General features: G+C 65.5%; 22 protein-coding genes. 13 read left to right on the top strand and 9 right to left on the bottom strand.

The features are described from left to right. The first annotated feature begins 101 nt into the window (after nt 1-101). Nucleotides 102-1,010 (top strand): lysophospholipid acyltransferase family protein, encoded by a 909-nt coding sequence (locus tag H2040_RS12515; RefSeq protein WP_287157817.1) that lies wholly within the window; start codon nt 102-104, stop codon nt 1,008-1,010. A gap of 207 nt (nt 1,011-1,217) precedes the next feature. Here the strand turns inward: H2040_RS12515 and H2040_RS12510 are convergent, their stop codons facing one another. From H2040_RS12510 to xseA, 4 genes are read right to left on the bottom strand one after another with little or no spacing between them, the layout of a single operon-like run. Next, complete coding sequence (locus tag H2040_RS12510) at nt 1,218-2,060, bottom strand: M23 family metallopeptidase (protein WP_287157815.1); 843 nt, start codon at nt 2,058-2,060, stop codon at nt 1,218-1,220. After that, nucleotides 2,057-2,269: a DUF2093 domain-containing protein gene (locus H2040_RS12505; protein ID WP_022699263.1), complete on the bottom strand. Its 213-nt coding sequence runs from the start codon at nt 2,267-2,269 to the stop codon at nt 2,057-2,059. Before H2040_RS12505 ends, H2040_RS12510 begins: the two co-directional genes overlap by 4 nt. Nucleotides 2,270-2,288: 19 nt before the next feature. Continuing rightward, a complete protein-coding gene (locus H2040_RS12500) occupies nt 2,289-2,519 on the bottom strand; it encodes a DUF2093 domain-containing protein (RefSeq protein WP_022699264.1) in 231 nt (76 codons plus the stop codon). 28 nt (nt 2,520-2,547) lie between these two features. Next, nucleotides 2,548-4,080 (bottom strand): exodeoxyribonuclease VII large subunit, encoded by a 1,533-nt coding sequence (gene xseA / locus H2040_RS12495; RefSeq protein ID WP_287157812.1) that lies wholly within the window; start codon nt 4,078-4,080, stop codon nt 2,548-2,550. A 93-nt stretch (nt 4,081-4,173) separates the two neighbouring features. Here xseA and purD point away from each other — a divergent pair, with 93 nt between their 5' ends. Genes purD through H2040_RS12475 form a run of 4 tightly spaced genes read left to right on the top strand, consistent with a single transcriptional unit; the run spans nt 4,174 to nt 9,466 of the window. Then, nucleotides 4,174-5,454: a phosphoribosylamine--glycine ligase gene (purD, locus tag H2040_RS12490; protein WP_287157810.1), complete on the top strand. Its 1,281-nt coding sequence runs from the start codon at nt 4,174-4,176 to the stop codon at nt 5,452-5,454. After that, nucleotides 5,427-7,076: a tetratricopeptide repeat protein gene (locus tag H2040_RS12485; RefSeq protein WP_287157808.1), complete on the top strand. Its 1,650-nt coding sequence runs from the start codon at nt 5,427-5,429 to the stop codon at nt 7,074-7,076. Before purD ends, H2040_RS12485 begins: the two co-directional genes overlap by 28 nt. Before the next feature lie 33 nt (nt 7,077-7,109). Further along, entirely contained in the window at nt 7,110-8,399 is a 1,290-nt protein-coding gene (locus tag H2040_RS12480) for a metal-dependent hydrolase family protein (RefSeq protein ID WP_022699268.1), read from the top strand. Nucleotides 8,400-8,401: 2 nt separating this feature from the next. Then, the gene (locus H2040_RS12475; RefSeq protein ID WP_287157806.1) at nt 8,402-9,466 is read left to right on the top strand and encodes a phosphotransferase; all 1,065 of its coding nucleotides are present in this window, start codon (nt 8,402-8,404) and stop codon (nt 9,464-9,466) included. A 3-nt stretch (nt 9,467-9,469) separates the two neighbouring features. On the opposite strand, the gene H2040_RS12470 is transcribed toward H2040_RS12475, so the two are convergent. From H2040_RS12470 to H2040_RS12460, 3 genes are all read right to left on the bottom strand, one after another. Beyond that, nucleotides 9,470-9,868: a DUF4345 family protein gene (locus tag H2040_RS12470; RefSeq protein ID WP_022699271.1), complete on the bottom strand. Its 399-nt coding sequence runs from the start codon at nt 9,866-9,868 to the stop codon at nt 9,470-9,472. A gap of 75 nt (nt 9,869-9,943) precedes the next feature. After that, nucleotides 9,944-11,038 carry a chorismate synthase gene (aroC, locus tag H2040_RS12465; RefSeq protein WP_287157804.1) on the bottom strand — a complete coding sequence of 365 codons (1,095 nt, stop codon included), beginning with the start codon at nt 11,036-11,038 and terminating at the stop codon, nt 9,944-9,946. Nucleotides 11,039-11,080: 42 nt separating this feature from the next. Beyond that, on the bottom strand, nt 11,081-11,548 hold the full coding sequence (locus H2040_RS12460; RefSeq protein WP_287157803.1) for a J domain-containing protein: 468 nt from the start codon (nt 11,546-11,548) through the stop codon (nt 11,081-11,083). Between the two features lie 71 nt (nt 11,549-11,619). Here H2040_RS12460 and pdxH point away from each other — a divergent pair, with 71 nt between their 5' ends. From pdxH to H2040_RS12445, 3 genes are all read left to right on the top strand, one after another. Then, nucleotides 11,620-12,288, top strand: coding sequence for a pyridoxamine 5'-phosphate oxidase (gene pdxH, locus H2040_RS12455; protein WP_287157801.1), 669 nt, complete (start codon nt 11,620-11,622; stop codon nt 12,286-12,288). A 22-nt stretch (nt 12,289-12,310) separates the two neighbouring features. After that, nucleotides 12,311-13,120 carry a DUF1499 domain-containing protein gene (locus tag H2040_RS12450; RefSeq protein WP_287157799.1) on the top strand — a complete coding sequence of 270 codons (810 nt, stop codon included), beginning with the start codon at nt 12,311-12,313 and terminating at the stop codon, nt 13,118-13,120. A gap of 96 nt (nt 13,121-13,216) precedes the next feature. Beyond that, a complete protein-coding gene (locus H2040_RS12445; protein WP_287157797.1) occupies nt 13,217-15,757 on the top strand; it encodes an ATP-binding protein in 2,541 nt (846 codons plus the stop codon). Between the two features lie 4 nt (nt 15,758-15,761). Here H2040_RS12445 and H2040_RS12440 read toward each other — a convergent pair whose 3' ends face one another. Continuing rightward, complete coding sequence (locus H2040_RS12440; RefSeq protein WP_287157795.1) at nt 15,762-16,619, bottom strand: MBL fold metallo-hydrolase; 858 nt, start codon at nt 16,617-16,619, stop codon at nt 15,762-15,764. Between the two features lie 138 nt (nt 16,620-16,757). On the opposite strand from H2040_RS12440, the gene H2040_RS12435 reads away from it, so the two are divergent. Beyond that, nucleotides 16,758-16,943: a hypothetical protein gene (locus H2040_RS12435; RefSeq protein ID WP_033311637.1), complete on the top strand. Its 186-nt coding sequence runs from the start codon at nt 16,758-16,760 to the stop codon at nt 16,941-16,943. Here the strand turns inward: H2040_RS12435 and H2040_RS12430 are convergent. Next, on the bottom strand, nt 16,940-17,383 hold the full coding sequence (locus H2040_RS12430; RefSeq protein ID WP_287157791.1) for a protein tyrosine phosphatase family protein: 444 nt from the start codon (nt 17,381-17,383) through the stop codon (nt 16,940-16,942). The genes H2040_RS12435 and H2040_RS12430 overlap by 4 nt on opposite strands. Nucleotides 17,384-17,492: 109 nt before the next feature. Between H2040_RS12430 and H2040_RS12425 the strand changes: the two genes are divergently transcribed. From H2040_RS12425 to H2040_RS12410, 4 genes are read left to right on the top strand one after another with little or no spacing between them, the layout of a single operon-like run. Further along, complete coding sequence (locus H2040_RS12425; protein ID WP_287157789.1) at nt 17,493-18,419, top strand: ABC transporter permease; 927 nt, start codon at nt 17,493-17,495, stop codon at nt 18,417-18,419. Next, the gene (locus tag H2040_RS12420) at nt 18,410-19,318 is read left to right on the top strand and encodes an ABC transporter permease subunit (RefSeq protein ID WP_502709338.1); all 909 of its coding nucleotides are present in this window, start codon (nt 18,410-18,412) and stop codon (nt 19,316-19,318) included. Before H2040_RS12425 ends, H2040_RS12420 begins: the two co-directional genes overlap by 10 nt. Next, nucleotides 19,315-19,755, top strand: a complete 441-nt coding sequence (locus H2040_RS12415) for a DUF6314 family protein (RefSeq protein ID WP_287157785.1) — start codon at nt 19,315-19,317, stop codon at nt 19,753-19,755. The genes H2040_RS12420 and H2040_RS12415 overlap by 4 nt, the downstream gene beginning before the upstream one ends. 18 nt (nt 19,756-19,773) lie before the next feature. After that, nucleotides 19,774-19,932: a DUF2256 domain-containing protein gene (locus H2040_RS12410; protein ID WP_287157783.1), complete on the top strand. Its 159-nt coding sequence runs from the start codon at nt 19,774-19,776 to the stop codon at nt 19,930-19,932. Nucleotides 19,933-19,967 lie beyond the last annotated feature (35 nt).

Below are 19,967 nucleotides of genomic sequence, written 5' to 3'. Positions count from 1 at the left end.
GGTCTGGCCGGTGGAGGCCGCCTTCGACAACGCCGAGGCCCTGAACGACATGATCGCCCCGGTGATGGACGGCGGCGGCAAGGCGGCTTAAGGGATTCCCCATGGCCGGATTCGGACAACGCGCGATCTGGGCGCTGGAGGCAGGCGCCTATGAGGCCTTCCTGCGCGGCTTCGGCCTGCTGCCGCTGAACACGGCCAGCAATCTGGGCGCGGCCATCCTCCGCACGCTCGGCCCCCTGACCAAGACCCACAAGGTCGCCCTGAAAAACCTGGAAATCGCCTTCCCGGACCGCACGCCGGAATGGCGGGAAACCACGGCCCGCCAGCACTGGTCGAATATCGGCCGGACATTTGCGGAATATCCGCACCTTCACAAGATCACCGCCTATCAGGGCGACAACATCACCGTGAAAGGCGTGGAGCATCTGGACGCGGTCACCCGTTCGGGCCGCGGCGCGGTGCTGATCTCGGGCCATTTCGCCAACTGGGAAGTCATGGCCATGGCGATCGTGCAGAGCGGTCTGGACTGCGCCATCACCTATCGCGCGGCGAACAATCCTTGGTTCGACGAGCAGGTGAAGCGCGTGCGCCGCGGCTACGGCGTCGGCACGCTGACGCCCAAGGCCGGGATGAAAGGCGCGCGGGAGCTGATGGCGATTCTGGAAGAGGGCCGCGCCATCGCCCTGATGAATGACCAGAAATTCAACGAAGGCATCCCCGTCCCCTTCTTCGGGCGCGAGGCGATGACCGCGCCGGGGCCGACGCGCCTGGCCATGCGCGCGGGCGTCCCCCTGATCCCGATGAGCGTGAAGCGCATCGGCGACGCCCCGAAATTCGAGGTCACGGTCCACGAACCGTTCGACCTGCCCGAAGGCAAGCCGACGACAGAAAAGGTTGAAGCCGTGGTGACGCGCATCAACCGCTTCGTCGAGGATCGCATCAAGGAATCCCCCGCCGACTGGTTCTGGGTCCACCGCCGCTTCGAGAAGCCGGTTTATCGGGAGGGGTGAGAAGGCTTCACCCTCGCCCCCTTAGAGGGGGAGAGGGTTTTGAGCGCCCAATCTCTGATTGGCTTTGCGCGAAAGGGAGAGGGGGCGCGTTGAACCAGCGTGCTCTATCCTGCCCGCCACCCCTCTCCCATTCCGTCAGCCAAAGCCCTTCGGCCTTTGGGGCTTCATTGCCCTCTCCCCTTCTTAAGGGGCGAGGGGGCGCAAAGATTACCGCGCCAGCAGCTCGCTCTCTTTCGGCTTGAAGGCCAGCGCCAGTTCGGGGTCGATATATTCGCCGCGGACGCGGAGGCCCCAATGGAGGTGCGGGCCGGTGGAGCGGCCGGTGGAGCCGACCTTGCCGACGGGCTGGCCGGGTTCGACGATGTCGCCTTCTTCCACGCCGATCTCCGACATGTGCATGAACAGGCCCATCACGCCCTGGCCGTGATCGATCACCACCAGGCCGCCTTCGAAATACATGTCCGGCTCGGCCAGGATCACTTCGCCGGCGGCTGGCGCCAGGATCGGCTCGCCCGCCGGGGCGGCGTAATCGATGCCGTGATGCGGGTTCTTGGGCTCGCCGTTCAGCACGCGCTGGCTGCCATAGACGCCGGACTGGATAAACTCTTTGCCCAGCGGATAACGGAAGCCCTCCAGCCACCAGACGCCGTCGGCGCGGTGCTTCCAGGTTTCCTGCTTCTTCAGCCAGTCGGCTTCCACCTTGGCCTGTTCCTCGGGCGAGCGAGGCTCGACCTTTGAAGGCGGCAGGCCGTCGATGCGCTGGATGTCGAATTCGCGCTCCTCGATCTCCACGCTGGCGGGCTCAAGCGCCGGCTGGCCGCCATTCTTCGCCTTGGCCGCGATGGTCACCGTGCCGGTCACGTCGCGATAGAAGGGCACGAAGGCGTAGCCGTCGACCGTCTCGGTCTTGGCCTCGCCATTGACCAGGATGTCGTATTCTCCGGCCTCGGCCGGCGCGGCGCAGACCACGAAGCCGCCCTGCAGGGCCGGTCCGTCGCAGACAAGGCCGCCCGAGGCGGCGAGGGCGAGAGCGGAAAGCGCAGCGATCATCGTGAATTCCTCTGTTTCCAGCGCGCCAGCGCGGCGGGCGCGTCAATATAGGCTTCGTTCAGGTCCGCGTCCCAATAGGTCAGGGACGCCAGCGGGATAGCCGCGCCCGTAACCGCGCAGCGCACGAACCGGCCCGGTTTGACAATGGTGAAATCGGGACTGCCGAAATCGATCACCGCTTCTTCGCCAAGGGGGTCGTACCGGTTCATGGCGTGACGTTCGCGGTTTCTATTCGCCGCTATCGGCTTTTTCGGCCTGAAGCTGTTTCCAGCGGACCAGCGCGGCGTCGGCGTCCTTGTACGCCTCGTTCAGCGTGGCGTTCCAGTAGCGCAAGGACTCGAGCGGAATGTGCTGGCCCGTGACCGCGCAAACCACATAGGAGCCCGGTTTCAGCATGACAAAATCGCCATCGCCGAAATCGATTACGGCCTCGCCGTCGAAACTCTCGAACCTGTTCATGAGCCTCTAGATAACGCGTTGCGCGCGATCAGAACAGGTCGCCCTGCTTGCCGGGCGCAGATGTCTTTTTCGCCGCCTTGCGCGGAGACGCCTTGCCGCCGACCGCCGCCGCCTTCTTGCCGTCGGCAAATTCGATCTGGATCGCGTCGCCGGGCTTCAGGTCGCCCGCGCGGCGCGCCAGCCCGGATTCGGTGTGGACCAGCGCATAGCCGCGCGCCAGCACGCCCTTCGGATTGACGCTTTCCAGCATCCGGAAGGCGCTGACAAGACGGTCGCGCTTGCGCTCGTTCAGGCGTTGCGCGGCCTGGCTCAACCGCGCCAGCTGCGTTTCCAGCGCCTCTGCCGGCGCCTTTGTCTGCGGCTTCTGGGCGGCCAGACGGCGGGCGAGACGGTTCAGCTCCGCCTCTTTTTGGCTGCTGGCGCGGCGCAGGGCGTGGGCGGCCCGGCGCTGCTGGCTGTCCAGATGTTTCAGACGGTCGGCGGTGAGGCTGCGCAGGGCGCGCGGCTGTAACCGTCCGGACAGGCGGTGATAACGCTGGCTGGCCGCGGAGATGCGGTTGCGCAGGGCGGGGCCAAGATGGGCGCTGGCCGAATCCAGACGCTGCCAGAAGCCGGACAGCAGCGCCTCCGGCGTCCTGAGCGCGCGGGAGGCGGCGCGCAGCAGGGTCTGGGCGCGCTCGAACTGGCGCGCGCGAATGCTGGACATGCGACCGCTGAGATTGACGATATCGGTCATCAATTCGGCGCGCACCGGCACGGCGCGTTCCGCGGCGCCGGTGGGCGTGGGCGCGCGATAGTCGGAGACGAAGTCGATCAGCGTCCAGTCGGTCTCGTGCCCCACGGCGGAGATCAGCGGAATTTGCGAATTGGCGGCGGCGCGGGCGACGACCTCCTCGTTGAAGCACCAGAGATCTTCAATGGAGCCGCCGCCCCGCGCCACGATCAGCAGATCCGGGCGCAGCTTCGGGTCCTCGATGGAATTAAAGCCGCTGATGGCGCTGGCGATCTGGCCCGCCGCCTTTTCACCCTGCACCAGCACCGGCCACAGCAGGACATGGCTGGGGAAGCGGTCGGAAAGCCGGTGCAGGATATCGCGGATCACCGCCCCGGTGGGCGAGGTGACCACCCCGATTCGCTCGGGGATATAGGGCAGGGGTTTCTTGCGCGCCTCGTCGAACAGGCCCTCTGCGGCCAGCTTCTTCTTACGCTCCTCCAGAAGGGCCATCAGCGCGCCGACGCCCGCGGGCTCCAGCCGGTCGATGATGATCTGGTATTTCGACTGGCCGGGGAAGGTGGAGAGCTTGCCTTCCGCGATCACTTCCAGCCCTTCCTCGGGCCGGAAATTGAAGCCCGCGGCCAAGCCTTTCCATGCGACGCCGGAAATCGTGGCGCGCTCATCCTTCAGGTCCAGATACATGTGGCCGGAGCGGGCGGTGACCACGCGCCCCAGCTCGGCCCGCACGCGCACGCGCTCGAACGCGCCCTCAATGGTGCGTTTCACCGCGCCGGAAAGCTCGGAGACGGTGAGTTCGGGGAGATTGGACAGCGAGTCGGAAGCCATGACGGCCCTAGCCTTAAGCGTTCTGGGCGTTAAGAAAAGCCGTGCGGCATGTGACTGTCCACATCGGTGAAACTCTGCGTTACACAAAGCGCCATGAATATTCTCATTGTCGGATCCGGCGGGCGCGAGCACGCGCTGGCCTGGAAAATATCACAGAGCGAAACGGTCGAGCGCCTGATCTGCGCGCCCGGCAATCCGGGAATCGCAAGACACGCCCAGTGCGTTCCGGTGAAGGCCGATGACGTGAAGGCGCTGGTGCGGCTGGCCGAGGAACAGGCGATCGACCTGGTGGTCGTGGGGCCGGAAGCGCCGCTGGCCGGCGGGCTGGTGGACCGCCTGACCGAAAAGGGCATCGCCGCGTTCGGGCCGACACAGGCCGCCGCGCAGCTGGAATCGTCCAAGGCGTTCACAAAGGCGTTTTGCGAGCGGCACGACATCCCGACCGCCCGCCACAGGACTGTCGACAACATGGACGACGCGCGGGCCTTCCTGGACACGCTGGAAGCGCCTTACGTGCTGAAGGCCGATGGCCTGGCGGCCGGCAAGGGCGTGATCATCGCCGAGACGCGGAAAGAGGCCGAGGACGAGGCCGAGGCGATGCTGTCCGGCAAGTTCGGCGATGCCTCCGCGACGCTGGTGATCGAGGAATTCCTGAAGGGCGAGGAAGCCAGCGTCTTCGCGCTCTCCGACGGCAAGACCGCGGTGGTGATGAAGGCGGCGCAGGATCACAAGCGGATCGGCGAGGGGGATACCGGCCTCAATACCGGCGGCATGGGCGCCTATTCGCCGACGCCCGCCGTCGATCAGGCAATGCTGGACCGCGTGATGGCGGACATCATCGACCCGACCGTGAAGGGCATGGCCGAAGAGGGCGCGCCGTATCAGGGCGTGCTCTATGCCGGGCTTATGCTGACCCGCGAAGGGCCGAAGCTGATCGAATACAATGCGCGCTTCGGCGACCCGGAATGCCAGGTGCTGATGATGCGCCTGAAGAGTGATCTGGTCCCCGCGCTGAAAGCCTGCGCCGATGGCGCGCTGGCCGATCTGCCGGCGCTGGACTGGGATGCGCGTCCGGCGGTGTGCCTGGTCATGGCCGCGCCGGGTTATCCGGAAAAGGCGGAAAAGGGCTCTATCATTCGCGGCGTCGATTCCGCGGACGACATCGAAGGCGTCGAGATTTTCCACGCCGGAACGGCGGAGAATGACAAGGGCGAGTTGATGGCCGCGGGCGGCCGGGTATTGAACGTCACCGCCTCCGGCGACACGCTGCGCCACGCGGTGGAGCGCGCCTATGCGGCGGCGAACCGTATCGACTGGCCGGAGGCCTATTACCGGAAGGATATCGCATGGCGCGCGCTTCGTCCCTCAAACTGATTCTGGCCGCGGCGGCGGCTTCGCTTTGCCTGTCCGGTCCCGCCTTCACGCAGGCCGGTTCGCCGACCCCGGAGGAGGCATTGGCCCGGCTGAACGGCCAGATCCAGAACAGTCCGGAAAACCCGGAGCTGCTGGTCAGCCGCGGGCGGCTTCATTTCCTTCTTGGCAATTACGATCAGGCCGCCGCGGATCTGTGGAACGCGACCGAGGCCAATCCCGCCCTGCGCGGGAACGCCACGCTGCAGATCATGCGCGGCCGGGCGGTGATGGAAGCGGGGCGTCCCGGCGACGCGGTAAAGGTGTTCGATCTGGTGCAGGGCCGCACGGCCTTGCGCGCCCGCGCCGCCTACTGGCAGGCCGAGGCGTATCGCCGCGCCGGCAATGATGACAGCGCCATAGCCGCGCTGGAAACCGCGCTGGAGCTGGACCCCGATTACAGCCTCGCCCGGATCCGGCTGGCCGAGCTGACCGCGCCGGAGGAACCTCTGGAGGCTGAGGCTGAGGCTGAGGCTGAGGCTGAGGCGGAATCCGATCCGTTTGGCTTGCGGGGTGACAGCGATTCCATGCAGGCGGAGACCGAAGAACCGGCGCCCGAAACCGCGCCGGACGACGGACCGGTGGCCCTGCAGCCCGACGATGTCGAGGAGGCGGTCGAGGCTGAAACTGAAGAAGCCGGGACCGAACCGCTGGACGCGCCGGACCCGGAAGAGGCCGACGTGACTGAACCCGGCGACGAGGCGGAACAAGCGGAGCCGGAGGCGCGAGAGGGGCCGCGCTTCGTTCTGGAAACCGGCGACGAGGATGAGGCGCCGGTCGAGCCTGAGCCGGAAGACGAAGCTGAGCCTGAACCAGAGCCGGAAGCGGAGAGCGAGTCCGAAACGGGCGCTGAGGCGCTGGAGGCTGACGCTGAGGCCGAGCTGGCGGGCGAGGATGCGCCGGAGGAAGAGGCCGGCGCCGATATTGGAATCGCCATCGGCGATGATGCGGACGCGGCTGCGGCAGAGACGGATGCCGTCGACCCTGCGGAAGCGGACGATGCGGCCGAGGCCGAAGCGGTGGCGGATGCGCTGGGGTCGGCTACGCCGGAAGGGCCGAGCGCGGACGAGCTGCGCGCCCGCGCTGAACAGGCCAATGCCGATGGCGATCTGGTGACGGAGCTGGATTTCATTCGCGGGCTCTACTTGAGTCAAAACGCCACACCCGGCGAGATCGAACGCTACGCCGCGCTGACCGCGCTTCTGTCCACCAAAGACGCCGTGCGGGACTTCCAGATCGCGCGGCTGGCCGAGAGCGCCCGGCATGTCCGCCTGGCCGCTGCGCTTTATGAAAGCGTTGAAAAATCCGGCGCGCTGCAGGGCCGGAATCTGGCTGTGGCGCGCGGAAATCTTGCCACGCAGCAATTGCATATGGGCAATCTGAACGCGGGTCTGGCCGCCGCCGAGCGCGCCATCGAGGCGGACCCGGATTATGCCAATGGCTGGGCCGTGAAGGGCCTGATCCTGGACGAGATGGGCAAGCCGGGCGAAGCCGTCAGCGCGATGAAAACGGCCTATGATAACGGCGCCCGGGCGCCCGAGCTCTTGGCGCGGCTGGAAGAGGCGGGCATGGTGGCCGCCGAGTAGATTTCATAACGATACCTGATGGGGGAGACGACGATGAAAACCTTGATGATGGCCGCTGCGGCGGCCGTGGTCAGCGCGGGGGCGGCGCTGGCGCAATCGGCCGATACGGTCATTCACGCCGGCACGCTGATGACGCGCGCCGATGAAGCGCCGCGCAGCGAAGTCTCGATCCTGGTTCGCGACGGCAAGATCGCCGAAATCCGCGACGGGTTTGTTGAGGCGGACGGCGCGGAAATTGTCGATCTGTCCGACCGTTTCGTGATGCCGGGCCTGATCGACAGCCATGTCCACATCACGTCGGAGCTGGGGCCGACGGGCCGCATCGACGCGGTGACTCTGTCCGACGCGGACTGGGCGTTGCGCGGCGCCATGCACGCGCAGCGCACGCTGGAGGCCGGGTTCACCACCGTGCAGGACGTGGGCGGCCGCGGGGTCGACGCAATTTTTGCGCTGCGCGATTCCATCGCGCGGGACGAGCTGCCGGGGCCGCGCATCCGCGCCGCCGGACAGTCGCTGAGCGTCGCCGGCGGTCATGGCGACGGCCGCAATGGTTATAACGAGGTCATCGCCGCGGCCCTGCACGATCCGTCGATCTGCAACGGCGCCGATGATTGCCGCCGCGCGACGCGCGAAATGATCATGCGCGGCGCGGACCTCATCAAGATCACCTCCACGGGCGGCGTGCTTTCCAACACCGCCGCCGGCGTGAACCAGCAATTCTTCGATGACGAGCTGGACGCGATTGTCGATACGGCGAATTCCATGGGCCGCTACGTCACCGCGCACGCGCACGGCAAGGACGGCATCGACGCCGCGCTCGAGGCGGGCGTCGCCTCCATCGAGCACGGCACTTATCTGGACGATGAATCCATCCGCCTGTTCCGCGAGAACAACGCCTATCTGGTGCCCACCGTTCTGGCCGGCGCGACGGTCGCCGAATACGCCGAACAGGTCGACTGGATGACGCCTCCGCAGGTCGCCAAGTCCAAACAGGTCGGCCCGCAAATGCTGGACATGCTGCGCCGCGCCCATGAGGGCGGGGTGAAGATCGCATTCGGCACCGATACCGGCGTTTCCAAGCACGGCGACAATGCGCGCGAGCTGGGCCTGATGGTCCAGGCGGGCATGACGCCTCAGGAAACTCTCGTGGCGGCCACGCTGAACGCGGCCGATCACCTGGAAATGGCTGACGAGATCGGCTCGCTGGAGCCGGGCAAATACGCCGACCTGATCGCCGTGGACGGCGATCCGCTCTCGGACGTCACCATTCTGGAAAACGTCGCCTTCGTCATGAAGGGCGGCGAGGTTTACAAGAGCGAGTAGGCATGTCGGACGCACAGCAGGACTTTTCCGGGGTCAAGGACGTCGCCGAAGCGCACCGCTTCGACGAGGACAGGCTGGCCGAATGGATGAAGGACAATGTGGGGGGCTATGCCGGCCCCCTGACCGTCCGCCAGTTCAAGGGCGGCCAGTCCAATCCGACCTACCGGCTGGACACCCCGGATCAGTCCTATGTGCTGCGGCGAAAGCCGCCGGGCCAGTTGCTGAAATCGGCCCATGCGGTGGACCGGGAATTCCGCGTCATGTCGGCGCTGGCCGATACCGACGTTCCGGTGCCGGTGATGCGGGCGCTGTGCACCGATGACGAGATCATCGGCAGCTGGTTCTACATCATGGATTTTATCGAGGGGCGGATCTTCTGGGACCCGTACCTGCCCGATCTCGCCGCGGAGGAGCGCGGCGCGATCTATGATTCAATGAACATGACGCTGGCCGCGCTGCATGGCGTGGATTACGAGGCGATCGGCCTTGGCGATTACGGCAAGCCGGGCGATTATTTCCAGCGCCAGATCGGCCGCTGGTCCAAGCAGTACAAGGCGTCCGAGACCAGCGACATCCCGGAGATGGACAAGCTGATCGAATGGCTGCCCGGCGCCGCGCCGGATCAGGAGCGGACCTCCATCGCCCATGGCGATTACCGCCTGGACAACATGATCTTCCACCCGACCGAGCCGCGCGTGATAGCGCTGGTTGACTGGGAGCTTTCAACGCTGGGCGATCCTCTGGCCGACATCACCTATCAGCTGATGCAGTGGAAAATGCCGCCGGAAATGCGCAATGGATTTCTGGGCGCGGACCTGAAGAGTCTCGGCATTCCGACCGGCGGGGAATATCTGAAAGCCTATTGTGAGCGCACGGGCCGCGATCGGATCGAGGATCTGGACTTCTATTTCGCCTATAACACGTTCCGCTTCGCCGCCATCGTGCAGGGCGTCTATCACCGCTCCCTGCAGGGCAATGCGTCCAACGAAAAGGCGAAGGAATACGGCGAGATGGTGAAGCCGCTGGCCGAGGCCGCCTGGGGCTTTGCAAAGAACGCCGGCGCCTGATCCCTATCCGCCGATATGGCCGATAAACGGGGCCAGAAGCATCAGGCCCAGCGCCCATTCAAACGCGACGGCGAAGACATTATAGCCGGTGCGCACCCCGCGCCCGCCGTCGAAAATCATGGAAATGACGCGCCCGAACCCCATGCCGATCCAGGTCATGGCGGCGGCGAATGACGCGCCGATAATCCCGTTGCCGCCGATAATGGTCATGATGACCGCGGCGTTGAAGAACAGGAACAGGCCCCCGAAACTGGCGCGGAATTCCGAATAGCCGCCGGGTTTCTCCGCGTCCGGCGCCAGCCGCACGGTCTTTCGCGACCACTCCGGATTGATAAGGCCCAGCAGCCCCATGGCGGCGCCCAGAAGGGCGGCGATCAGGGCGATGATATTGACGATGGGCATTTTGGACGGCCTCCCGTTTCGCGCTGGTTGAAACAGGAAATAGTCTGATTGCGCGAAGCGGCCAGAGGTCTGCGGCTAATTGCCCGTCTGGCCTCTGTGGCGCAGCTTGTGATCGGCCAGGGTGAAGGCGACCATGGCCTCGCCCACCGGCACGGCGCGGATGCCGACACAGGGATCGTGACGGCCCTTGGTGGAGATCGTCGTTTCCTCGAAGTTCCGGTCCAGCGTCCGCCGCTCGGCGAGGATGGAGGAGGTCGGCTTGATCGCAAAGCGGACCACGATGTCCTGCCCCGTCGAAACGCCGGCCAGAACCCCGCCATTATTATTGGACAGGAAGACGGGACGGCCGTCCTCGCCGCGCCGCATCTCGTCGGCGTTTTCCTCGCCGGTCAGCTCGGCGGCGTGAAAGCCCGCGCCGATCTCCACCCCCTTGGCGGCGTTGATCGACATGCAGGCCGTGGCCAGCTCCGCATCCAGCTTGCCATAAACCGGCGCCCCCCAGCCGGCGGGAACGCCGCTGGCGACCACTTCCACCACCGCGCCCAGTGAAGAGCCGGCCTTGCGGGCCGCGTCGATATCCGCCTCCCAAAGCTTCGCGGTCTCCGCGTCCGGGCACCAGAACGGGTTGTTATGCGTCTCCGCCCAGTCCCAGCGGCTCCGGTCGATCTCGCGCTTGCCGATTTTCACCAGCGCGCCGCTTATCGTCACCGCCTCGCCCAGCACCAGCCGGGCAATGGCCCCGGCGGCGACGCGGGAAGCGGTTTCGCGGGCCGAGGAACGCCCGCCGCCGCGATAGTCCCGCACGCCGTATTTCATGTCCCACGCATAATCGGCATGACCGGGCCGCCACTTGTCGCGGATATCGCTGTAATCCTTCGACCGCGCATCGGTGTTGCGGATCAGCAGGGATATCGGCGCGCCGGTGGTCAGGGGGGCGCCGGTGCGGTCATCCTCGAACACGCCGGACAGGATCTCCACCGCGTCCGCCTCTTTGCGCTGTGTGACGAAGCGGGATCCGCCGGGCTTGCGCCGGTCCAGAAATGTCTGGATATCCGCCGCCCGCAAAGTCAGGCCGGGCGGGCATCCGTCCACCACCACGCCAATGGCGGGGCCGTGGCTTTCGCCCCAGGTCGTGTAGCGCAGGAGATGGCCGAACGTGTTGTATGACATAGCGCCCTAGCGATTAGCCCAGAACGGCGCGCCGCGTCGAGATCACGCGGGCCGCGATTGCCGTGAAAAATCGCGCACGAAGTCGCGAAGGGCCGAACCCAGAGGCGGGGGCGGCGCGACATCAAGGATCAGGATCAGGTCTTCAAACGACCCGTCTCCGCGCGCCGGACCAAGGCCCGCCAGCCGAAGCCGCTGGCCCGAAACAGCGCGCCGCGGCAGGGGAATGCGCACCGGGCCGCGCGGCGTGTCCACCTGCACCGGCGCGCCGGTGCGGGCGGAAAATGCGTCGACGGTCACGCTGCGTTCGGCATGCGGGCGAAGCGCCGGGCGTTCGGTTTTCGCCTCAATTGTGCGCCAGGCTTCCAGAACTCTTTGAAACGCGTCGGCGGGAACGCCGCCGCGCGCATCCGGGTGCAGTTGTTTCACCGCTTTGCGGAAGGCGGCGCGGGCCTCTTCCGTCGAGGCGCCGGGCGGCAGGCCGAGGATATGGAGCGCGCGGTCGCGGGTCATGGAGAAAGATGTTTAGTCATTTATGGTGACCGGGCCGTTAAGGACCGATTCTTTTAAGGGGGCCGCCGCTCTTGAGCCGTTCCGATTTGATACCGCCCAGCCCGGATGAGGCTGAATACGCCCGGACGCTGAACGAAAACGGCGCCGATCCCGCGGCGGCGGACGACCCGTTTGCCGTTTTCGCCGACTGGCTGGCGCTGGCCCGGGAGCGCGAACCCAACGACGCCAACGCCATGTCGCTGGCGACCGTGGACGGGGGCGGCCTGCCGGACGTGCGCATGGTCCTGTTGAAGGATTTCAGCGCCGAAGGGTTTGTATTCTACACCAATACGGACAGCGCCAAGGGCCGTCAGTTGAAGGATAATCCCGCCGCGGCCCTTTGTTTTCACTGGAAAAGCCTGCGGCGGCAGGTGCGCGTGCGGGGGCCGGTTTCCCCGGTCAGCGAGGCCGAGGCGGATGAATATTTCGCCTCCCGCGCCCGCGATGCCCGCATCGGGGCCTGGGCGTCCAAACAATCCGCCGCGCTGGAAAACCGCGACGCGCTGGAAGCAGCAGTGGCGCAGACGGCGTCAGAATTTTCAGGTACAGACGTTCCGCGTCCGCCATTCTGGAACGGTTTTCGCTTGGCGCCGCTTGAAATCGAATTCTGGCGGGACCGTCCGTTCCGCCTGCATGACCGGATAGCGTTCCGCCGCCAGGCCCCTGATCAGGGGTGGGGCCGGCAACGTCTCTATCCATGACGCCGGGGGGCACGCCTGATCTATGACCGAGTCCGAAAGAGGCTTGCCGCACTATTTGCGTATGGCGCTGGTTCTGCTGGCGTTGCTGGCGGCCGTCATCGTGCCGCTGATCTTCGTGTTCGGCGCGTTCACCGTGAAATTCAACCTGTTGAGCTGGCGGACCGGGCTGGACCTGGTTGTCACATGGCTGCCGCGCGCGGCGTTTTCGGCGCTGGCGCTGGGCATTCTCAGCTTCGTGCTGAGCATTTTCATCCGGCCGCGCGGACGGGGCCTGCCGCTGGCGGCGCTGGCGATTGTCATTCCGGGCGCGGTCCTGTTCCAGGCCGCGCAGATAAAGGCGGCGGCGCAAGCGGTACCGCCCATCCACGATATTTCCACCGACATGCAGAATCCGCCGCATTTCTCGCAGGCGCTGATCGCTCTGCGTGAGGCGTCGGGGGCCGAGAACTCGCTGGATTATGAGGGCAAGTCGGTCAATCGGGACGGCGATCCGCGCCAGGTCTCCGAACTGCAGCGCCAGGCCTATCCCGATATCAAGCCCATCGCCCTGAACGCCGAACCTCAGGCGGCCTTCGACGCCGCCATGCGCGCCGCGCAATCGCTGGACTGGACGGTGCAATACGCTGATCCCAACGCCGGGCGCATCGACGCCACGGACAGCAGTTTCTGGTTCGGTTTCAAGGACGATGTCGCGATCCGCATCAGCCTGGCGCAGGGCGGCGGATCCATTGTGGACGTGCGCTCCGTCAGCCGGGTGGGCGTGTCCGATATCGGCGCCAACGTCGAACGGATCCGCGCTTTCCGCGAGGCTTTGACCGCCCGGATCAGCTAGTTTTTCGCATTTGCGTAAAAATTTACGCGCCGCTTACCCCTGCGCCCTAGGGTTTGCCTGAGGGGGGAGCGATCAGGGGCTCCGTCAGAGGGGCCTATGCGTCTGTCACTTACAACCAAACTGCTCGGCGGCATTGTTGCGACCATTGTCGTGCTCGCCGCCATTGCCACATTTTTTGCGATCAGGGGCTTTTCCGCCCAGCACGAAGCGCTGTTTGCGGCTGACTTCGAGAAGGCGGTCGAAAACCGCGCGGAGCAGGAGAGCAATCTTTTCCGGGATATCCGCAACGCGCATCTGGCCGCCGATGTGAATCTGGCGCGCAAGGCCGCCGCGCTTGATCCCGAGGAAGCCGCAGCCCTGTTCGACCGCTATTTTCCGCTTCAGGCCGACGGCACGCGGCGCAGTCTGGACATTTTGTTCGAGGGCGGCCGCGTCGAAACCATCGGCGAGGTTTACGGCGTCGGCGCATTTTTCGCGGACGGCGCGGCGCTCACCACCGAAGACAAGGTGGCGATCTGGGCCGCTTTCGAGGTGGTGGCGGAATCCGGCCAGGCGCTGTTCGGCCAGTTCAGCAATTTCATTTTCGCCACGCCGAACAACGGACTGATGATCTTCGGGCCCACGCGCAGCGACCGCCTTGTCTATTACCGCAAGGAAGCGCCGGCGGATTTCTCTTTCAGCCATCTGGAAATGTCCCAGATGATGCTGCCGGAGAATAACCCGCAAGGGGCCACCCGGTGCACGGAACTGACGACGCTGCTTTCGGATTCCAACGGGGTCGAGTTGATGACCGGGTGTTACACGCCAGTACGCGTGGACGGCCGGCATCTGGGGTCCTGGGGCGTTACGGTTAAAGTCAGCGGGCTTTTCCGGCGCGCGGTCACGGCGGACACGGCCGACGCGACAAACATGATCATCACCGCCGATGGCCGGCTCATCGCCCACCCGGAACTGGCCGACGCCACCCAGACGGACGCCGAAAAGCTGGCGGCGCTGAGCGGGGAAATAGAGGCCGCCGCCATCAGCGCGCGCATCCGGGAAAGCGGGGCGCGCTCCGGAATTATCCGCAATCTCCAGTCCGACCAGATCATCGCCTACAGCGCGATGGAGGGGCCGGACTGGTATTATGTCGTGACCCGCCCGCGCTCCACCCTGACCGCCGCGGCGTTCCGCACGGTTCGCCCTCTGCTGTTTATCTGGGCGGCCAGCGGGCTTGCCGCGATCATGGTGCTTATTGTCCTGTCGCGCAGGCTGGTGCTGAACCCGGTGAAGCGGCTCGCCGCCCGTTACGGCGACACGGTGGACGGCGCCGGCGAGGTGGAACATTCGGCCGCGCGCGCCGTGGAAGAGCGCGAGGACGAGATCGGGCAGCTGGCCCGTGCGCTGCGCCGCCGGGAGGTCCGCGTCAGCGACACCCTTGCGACGCTGGAACAGCGCGTGGCCGAGCGCACCTCTGAAATCCAGAAGGCCAATGCCGCCAAGTCAGAATTCCTGGCGCATATGAGCCATGAAATCCGTACCCCGATGAACGGGGTTCTGGGCATGGCGGGCGCGCTGGAACAGACAAGCCTGGACGGCCGCCAGAAACAGATTGTCAGCGTCATCAACCAGTCGGGCCGGGCCTTGATGGCGGTGATCGACGATATCCTGGACCTGTCCAAGGTCGAGGCCGGAAAACTGACTCTGGAAAGGACGGTTTTCCAGCTGGGCGACCTGCTCGACTCGGTCGCCGATCTCAATCGGGAGCGGGCGGAGCAGAAAGGCTTGGCGCTTTCAGTTTCGCTCAGCGACTCGGCGGACGGCGATTATCTGGGCGATCCGACGCGTCTGCGCCAGATTCTCAATAACCTCGTTTCCAATGCTCTGAAATTCACCGAGCAGGGCGAGATCGCCATATCCGCGGACCGGACGGGCGAGGGGGCGGACACCATGCTCCACTTCTCCGTGCGCGACACGGGCGTTGGCATCAAACCGGATGCGCGCGACACGCTTTTCACGGCCTTCTCACAGGCTGACGCTTCCACGACCCGGAAATATGGCGGCACCGGGCTGGGGCTGGCGATCTGCAAACAGCTCTGCGAGCGCATGGGCGGGTCGATCAGCGTCGACAGCGCCCCCGGCGAGGGCGCGGAGTTCCGCTTCCACGTGAAGATGGAGTCCCGGTGCGAAACAGGGCGTGAGCAAAGAAACATGACAAGGGAGGGGGCCATGTCTTCTTCGGATAGACCGCTGCGGGTTCTGGCGGCGGACGATCACCCCGTGAACCGCATGGTGATCGAGGCGCTGATGGAAGCCGCCGGGGTGGAGCTGACCATGGCCGAAAATGGCGTCGCCGCCGTGGAAGCGTGGGAGAATGGCGAATTCGACATCGTCCTGATGGATATCCAGATGCCCGAAATGGACGGCATCGACGCCACCCGCGAAATTCGCCGCAAGGAGGCCGAACGCGGCCACGGCCGGACGCCCATCATTGCCCTGACCGCCAACGCCATGACCCACCAGGTCTCCGAATATCTGGAGGCCGGGATGGACGATCATGTCGCCAAGCCCGTCAGCGCCGCCGCGCTCTCTGACGCCATGCAGCGGGCGCTGGAGAACGGGTCCGGCGGAGAGGACGAAGTCCGCGCCTCGGCCTGAGGCGTCAGATTTCGCCGTTTTCCTTCAGCCGCTCCAGATGCGCCTTTACGCTCATCGCCGCGGCGGGCCACAGGCGTTTGTCCACGCCGGAATAGAGTTTCGGCACGATGTCCTCGGGCGTTGTGCGGCCCTGCGCCACCTGATCGCGGATCTGTTTTTCGCGTTGCAGACGATGGCCGATATAGGCGCGCAGGAACCGGTCGGGCCGGGTGATGGGCGGCCCATGCGTGGGCCACAGCGTTTCAAATTCGCGCGCCCGGATGCGCTGAAGACTTTCCAGATAGGCGTTCATGTTGCCGTCCGGCGGAACGACCACGCTGGTGGACCAGCCCATAACGTGGTCGCCGGTAAAACAGGCCGCCTCTTCCGCAAAACCGAAACAGACATGATTGCTGGTATGGCCGGGCGTTGCGATCGCCTCCAGCGTCCAGCCGGGGCCGGAAATCGTTTGCCCGTCTTGCAGCTCGATATCGGGGGTAAAGGCGGCGTCCGCGCCTTCCTCGGTCACCGGCTGATCGCCTGACAAGGGATTGTGCCGTTCCGGGGCGGCGCGGCCATAGACCGGGGCGCCGTGCTTCCGGGCTAGCGGATGGGCCAGCGGGGAGTGATCCAGATGGTGATGGGTGACCAGCACCGCGCTGACCCGTTCGCCCTCCAGCGCCGCATCCAACGCCGCTTCATGCTCGTCCAGCACCGGACCCGGATCGATGACCGCCACATCGCCCTCGCCGATGATGTAAACGCCCGTCCCGGTATAGGTGAACGGTCCCGGATTGCGGGCGATCAGGCGGCGCACCAGGGGGCTGACCGATTGCGCCTTGCCGTATTCGAAATCGATATCCTTGACGAAGGGGATGGGCATGAAGGCCTCGGCTTTGGGGCAGGGCGCATCGCCCGCTGGGTGTCATCCAGATAATTACGCAGGCGGAAAAATTAACCGGTCCGAAACTTGCGGCGCTTTGCCGGCGGCAACCGTTATGGGACAGAAAAGGGGGCCGGAATGATACGCTTGCTTCAATGGACCTCGCGCATCGGGCTTATGGCCGCGATCGCTTTCGTCACGCTTCTGGGTCTCAAGCTGGGCGCTGTCGCGTTCGGCTGGGACGGCGCGCCGGAAGGAACGCGCGCCGCCTCGCCCGAAGTGGTGGTCGCCATCGGCCCGGAACTGCGCGGCGCCGAGGACTAGGATTTCGCCTGCGCGCTCATCGCCTCAAGCTGCGGCTTGAGCGGCGACAGATCATAGCCCGCGCTCTGCGCGGCGCCGGACAATTGCTCCGCGTTCATCTTTCCGCTCCCCGCCTGGCTGAGCGCCCACAGCATGGTGGAGCGCGTTCCCGAGCGGCAATAGGCCAGAACCGGGCCGCCGGCGTTCTCCACGCAGGCCCCCATCTTCGCGACCATCTCCGGCGTCACCTGACCCGGCTCCATCGGGATCGACTCATAGGCCAGGCCCGCGGCCTCGGTCTCGGCGCGCGCTTCCGCGCTGCTCATCTGGCCGGGCTCTTCATTATCTGGACGATTATTAATGATCATCGCGAAGCCCTGGTCGCGGGCGGCCTGGAAATCGGCCTTCGCCAGTTGCGGCGAGGCGGAGAAGGAATCGCTCAGTCGGCGGAAATCGGACATGGGTTGTCGCTCGCTGTAAAAGGTTGGTTGCGGCAAGATTGACAGGCTCAAAATCACCGTGGAAGGGTCCGCGACGATTTTTTGACATTTCCGGGGCTGCTTTCAACACATGCTGCGATACGCGCTCAGGCGATTGCTTATCGCAATCCCCACCCTGTTCGTGATCATTACGATCGCGTTCTTCATGATGCGCGCCGCCCCCGGAAGCCCGTTCGACACGGACCGGCAACTTCCCGCCGCCATCGAACAGAATATCCGCGCCGCCTATGGAATGGATAAGCCGCTGATCGCCCAGTACGGCGATTATCTCTCAAAGGTGGTTCGCGGCGATCTTGGCCCCTCCCTGAAATACCGCGACAAGACGGTGACGGAAATCATTGCAGAGGGCTTTCCCGTCTCCATGACGATCGGCGTCGCGTCGCTGTTTCTGGCCATGGTTTTCGGGGTCGGGCTGGGTGTCGCCGCGGCGCTGCGGCAGAACCGTCCGGCCGATTTTGGGGCAATGGCGGTGGCCATGATCGGCATATCGATCCCCACCTTCGTCACCGGGCCGTTGCTGGCGCTTGTCTTCGGCGTCTGGCTGCGCGTTCTTCCTTCCGGCGGCCTGCAGGGCGGAATGAGCGTCCAGAATTTGCTGCTGCCGGTCATTACGCTGGCCCTGCCGCAGATCGCCATCATTTCGCGCCTGACCCGCGCCTCGATGATCGAGGTGATCCGCTCCAACTATATCCGCACCGCGCGCGCCAAGGGCTTGAGCGAATGGCGGGTGATCACCCGGCACGCCATGCGCGCCGCCCTGTTGCCGCTGGTCAGCTATATGGGTCCGGCGCTGGCGGCGCTGATGACCGGATCGCTGGTGGTGGAGCAGGTGTTCCAGCTGCCCGGCATCGGGCGGCAATTCGTGATCGGCGCGCTGCAGCGCGACTACACGGTCGTGATGGGGGTGGTCATTCTCTACGCCGCGCTGATCATCCTGATGAACCTGCTCGCGGACCTGCTCTACGGCGTGCTGGACCCCAAGGTGAAATACCAGTGAGTCTCGAGCTGATCCCCGGCCGCCGCGCGGAGATCGCCGGCAAGGCGGCGACACGCGGACGTTCGCTCTGGGACGATGCCCGCGGGCGGCTGTTCCGCAACAAGGCGGCGGTGGGCGGCATGATCGTGCTGGCGGTGATGACCCTGCTGGCGGTCTTCGGTCCCGCTCTCTGGCCGCACGGCTATGACACAATCTACCGCACCAAGGTCGCCATCGGCCCGACATTCGAGGACTGGCATATCTTCGGCACCGACGCGACGGGGCGCGACCTGTTCGTACGCACGCTGATCGGCTTGCGCATTTCGCTGGCCGTCGGCGTGGTGGCGACCGGGGTCAGCCTGATCATTGGCGTGTTGTGGGGCGCGACCGCGGGCTATCTCGGCGGGCGCATCGACAATGTGATGATGCGCTTTGTCGATATCATGTACTCGCTGCCCTACATCTTCTTCGTCATCCTGCTGATGGTGACGTTCGGCAAGCATCTGATCCTGATTTTCGTCGCCATCGGCGCGGTGGAATGGCTGACCATGGCGCGCATCGTGCGCGGCCAGACCATCTCTCTGCGCCGCAAGGAATTTATCGAGGCGGCGGAGGCCGCCGGGGTGCGCGGCTTCACCATCATCCGCCGCCACATCATGCCCAACGTGCTGGGTCCGGTCGTGGTCTACGCCACCCTGACCATCCCGGTGATCATCCTGGCCGAGAGCTTCCTCAGCTTTCTGGGCCTCGGCGTGCAGGAGCCGCTGACCAGCCTTGGAAAGCTGATCTCCCAGGGCAAGGACGATCTGGAAAAGCCGTGGCTGCTGCTCTTCCCCTCGCTGTTCATGATGATCACCCTGTTGGCCTTCAATTTCATCGGGGACGGCCTGCGCGACGCCATCGATCCCAAGGACCGGTGAGCGGCGGGCCCTATCCGGTCGCCGATCTCGCCGCCTACCTCACCGGGCGCTGGCGGCTGGACCGGACCATGCGCGACCACCGCGCGGGGCAGACCGGGACCATGACCGGGGTGCTGGAGATCGCGCCGGACGGAGAGAGCCATGCCTGGCGCGAACGCGCGGAGCTGGCGATGGGGGCCTATCGCGGCCCGGCCTGGCGCGATTACCGGCTGGGCTTTGTCACGCCGCGCCGCGCCGCGGTGTATTTCGACGACGGCCGCCCGTTTCACGAACTGGATTTGTCGGACGGGTTCTGCCGCCAGCGGCATGACTGCCCGCCGGACCTGTATTCCGGCGTTTTCATCGCGTTCGGCGCCGACCGCTGGCAGATGCGCTGGCGCGTCCGCGGGCCGAAAAAGCGCCTCCACATCGTGACCGATCTGGCGCGGGACGGTTAAGGCGCTAACTCTCCCGGCATGACGGGATCCACCGCAAAGCGCGACCTGCCAACCAAGACCTGCCCGGTCTGCGGCCGCCCCTTCGCGTGGCGGAAGAAATGGGCGCGTGACTGGGAAAATGTGCGCTATTGCTCCCGCCGCTGCGCGCGCAACAAGACAGGACGGGGAAAGCTCTAGCCCGCTCTACAAATTCAGCAGGTGAAGGACATTAG

The organism is Euryhalocaulis sp., from assembly GCF_013911995.1.
GTDB classification, from domain to species: Bacteria; Pseudomonadota; Alphaproteobacteria; order Caulobacterales; family Maricaulaceae; genus Euryhalocaulis; species Euryhalocaulis caribicus.
Note: the sequence above shows the minus strand (reverse complement) of the source record. Positions and strands in the feature narration are given on the sequence as shown.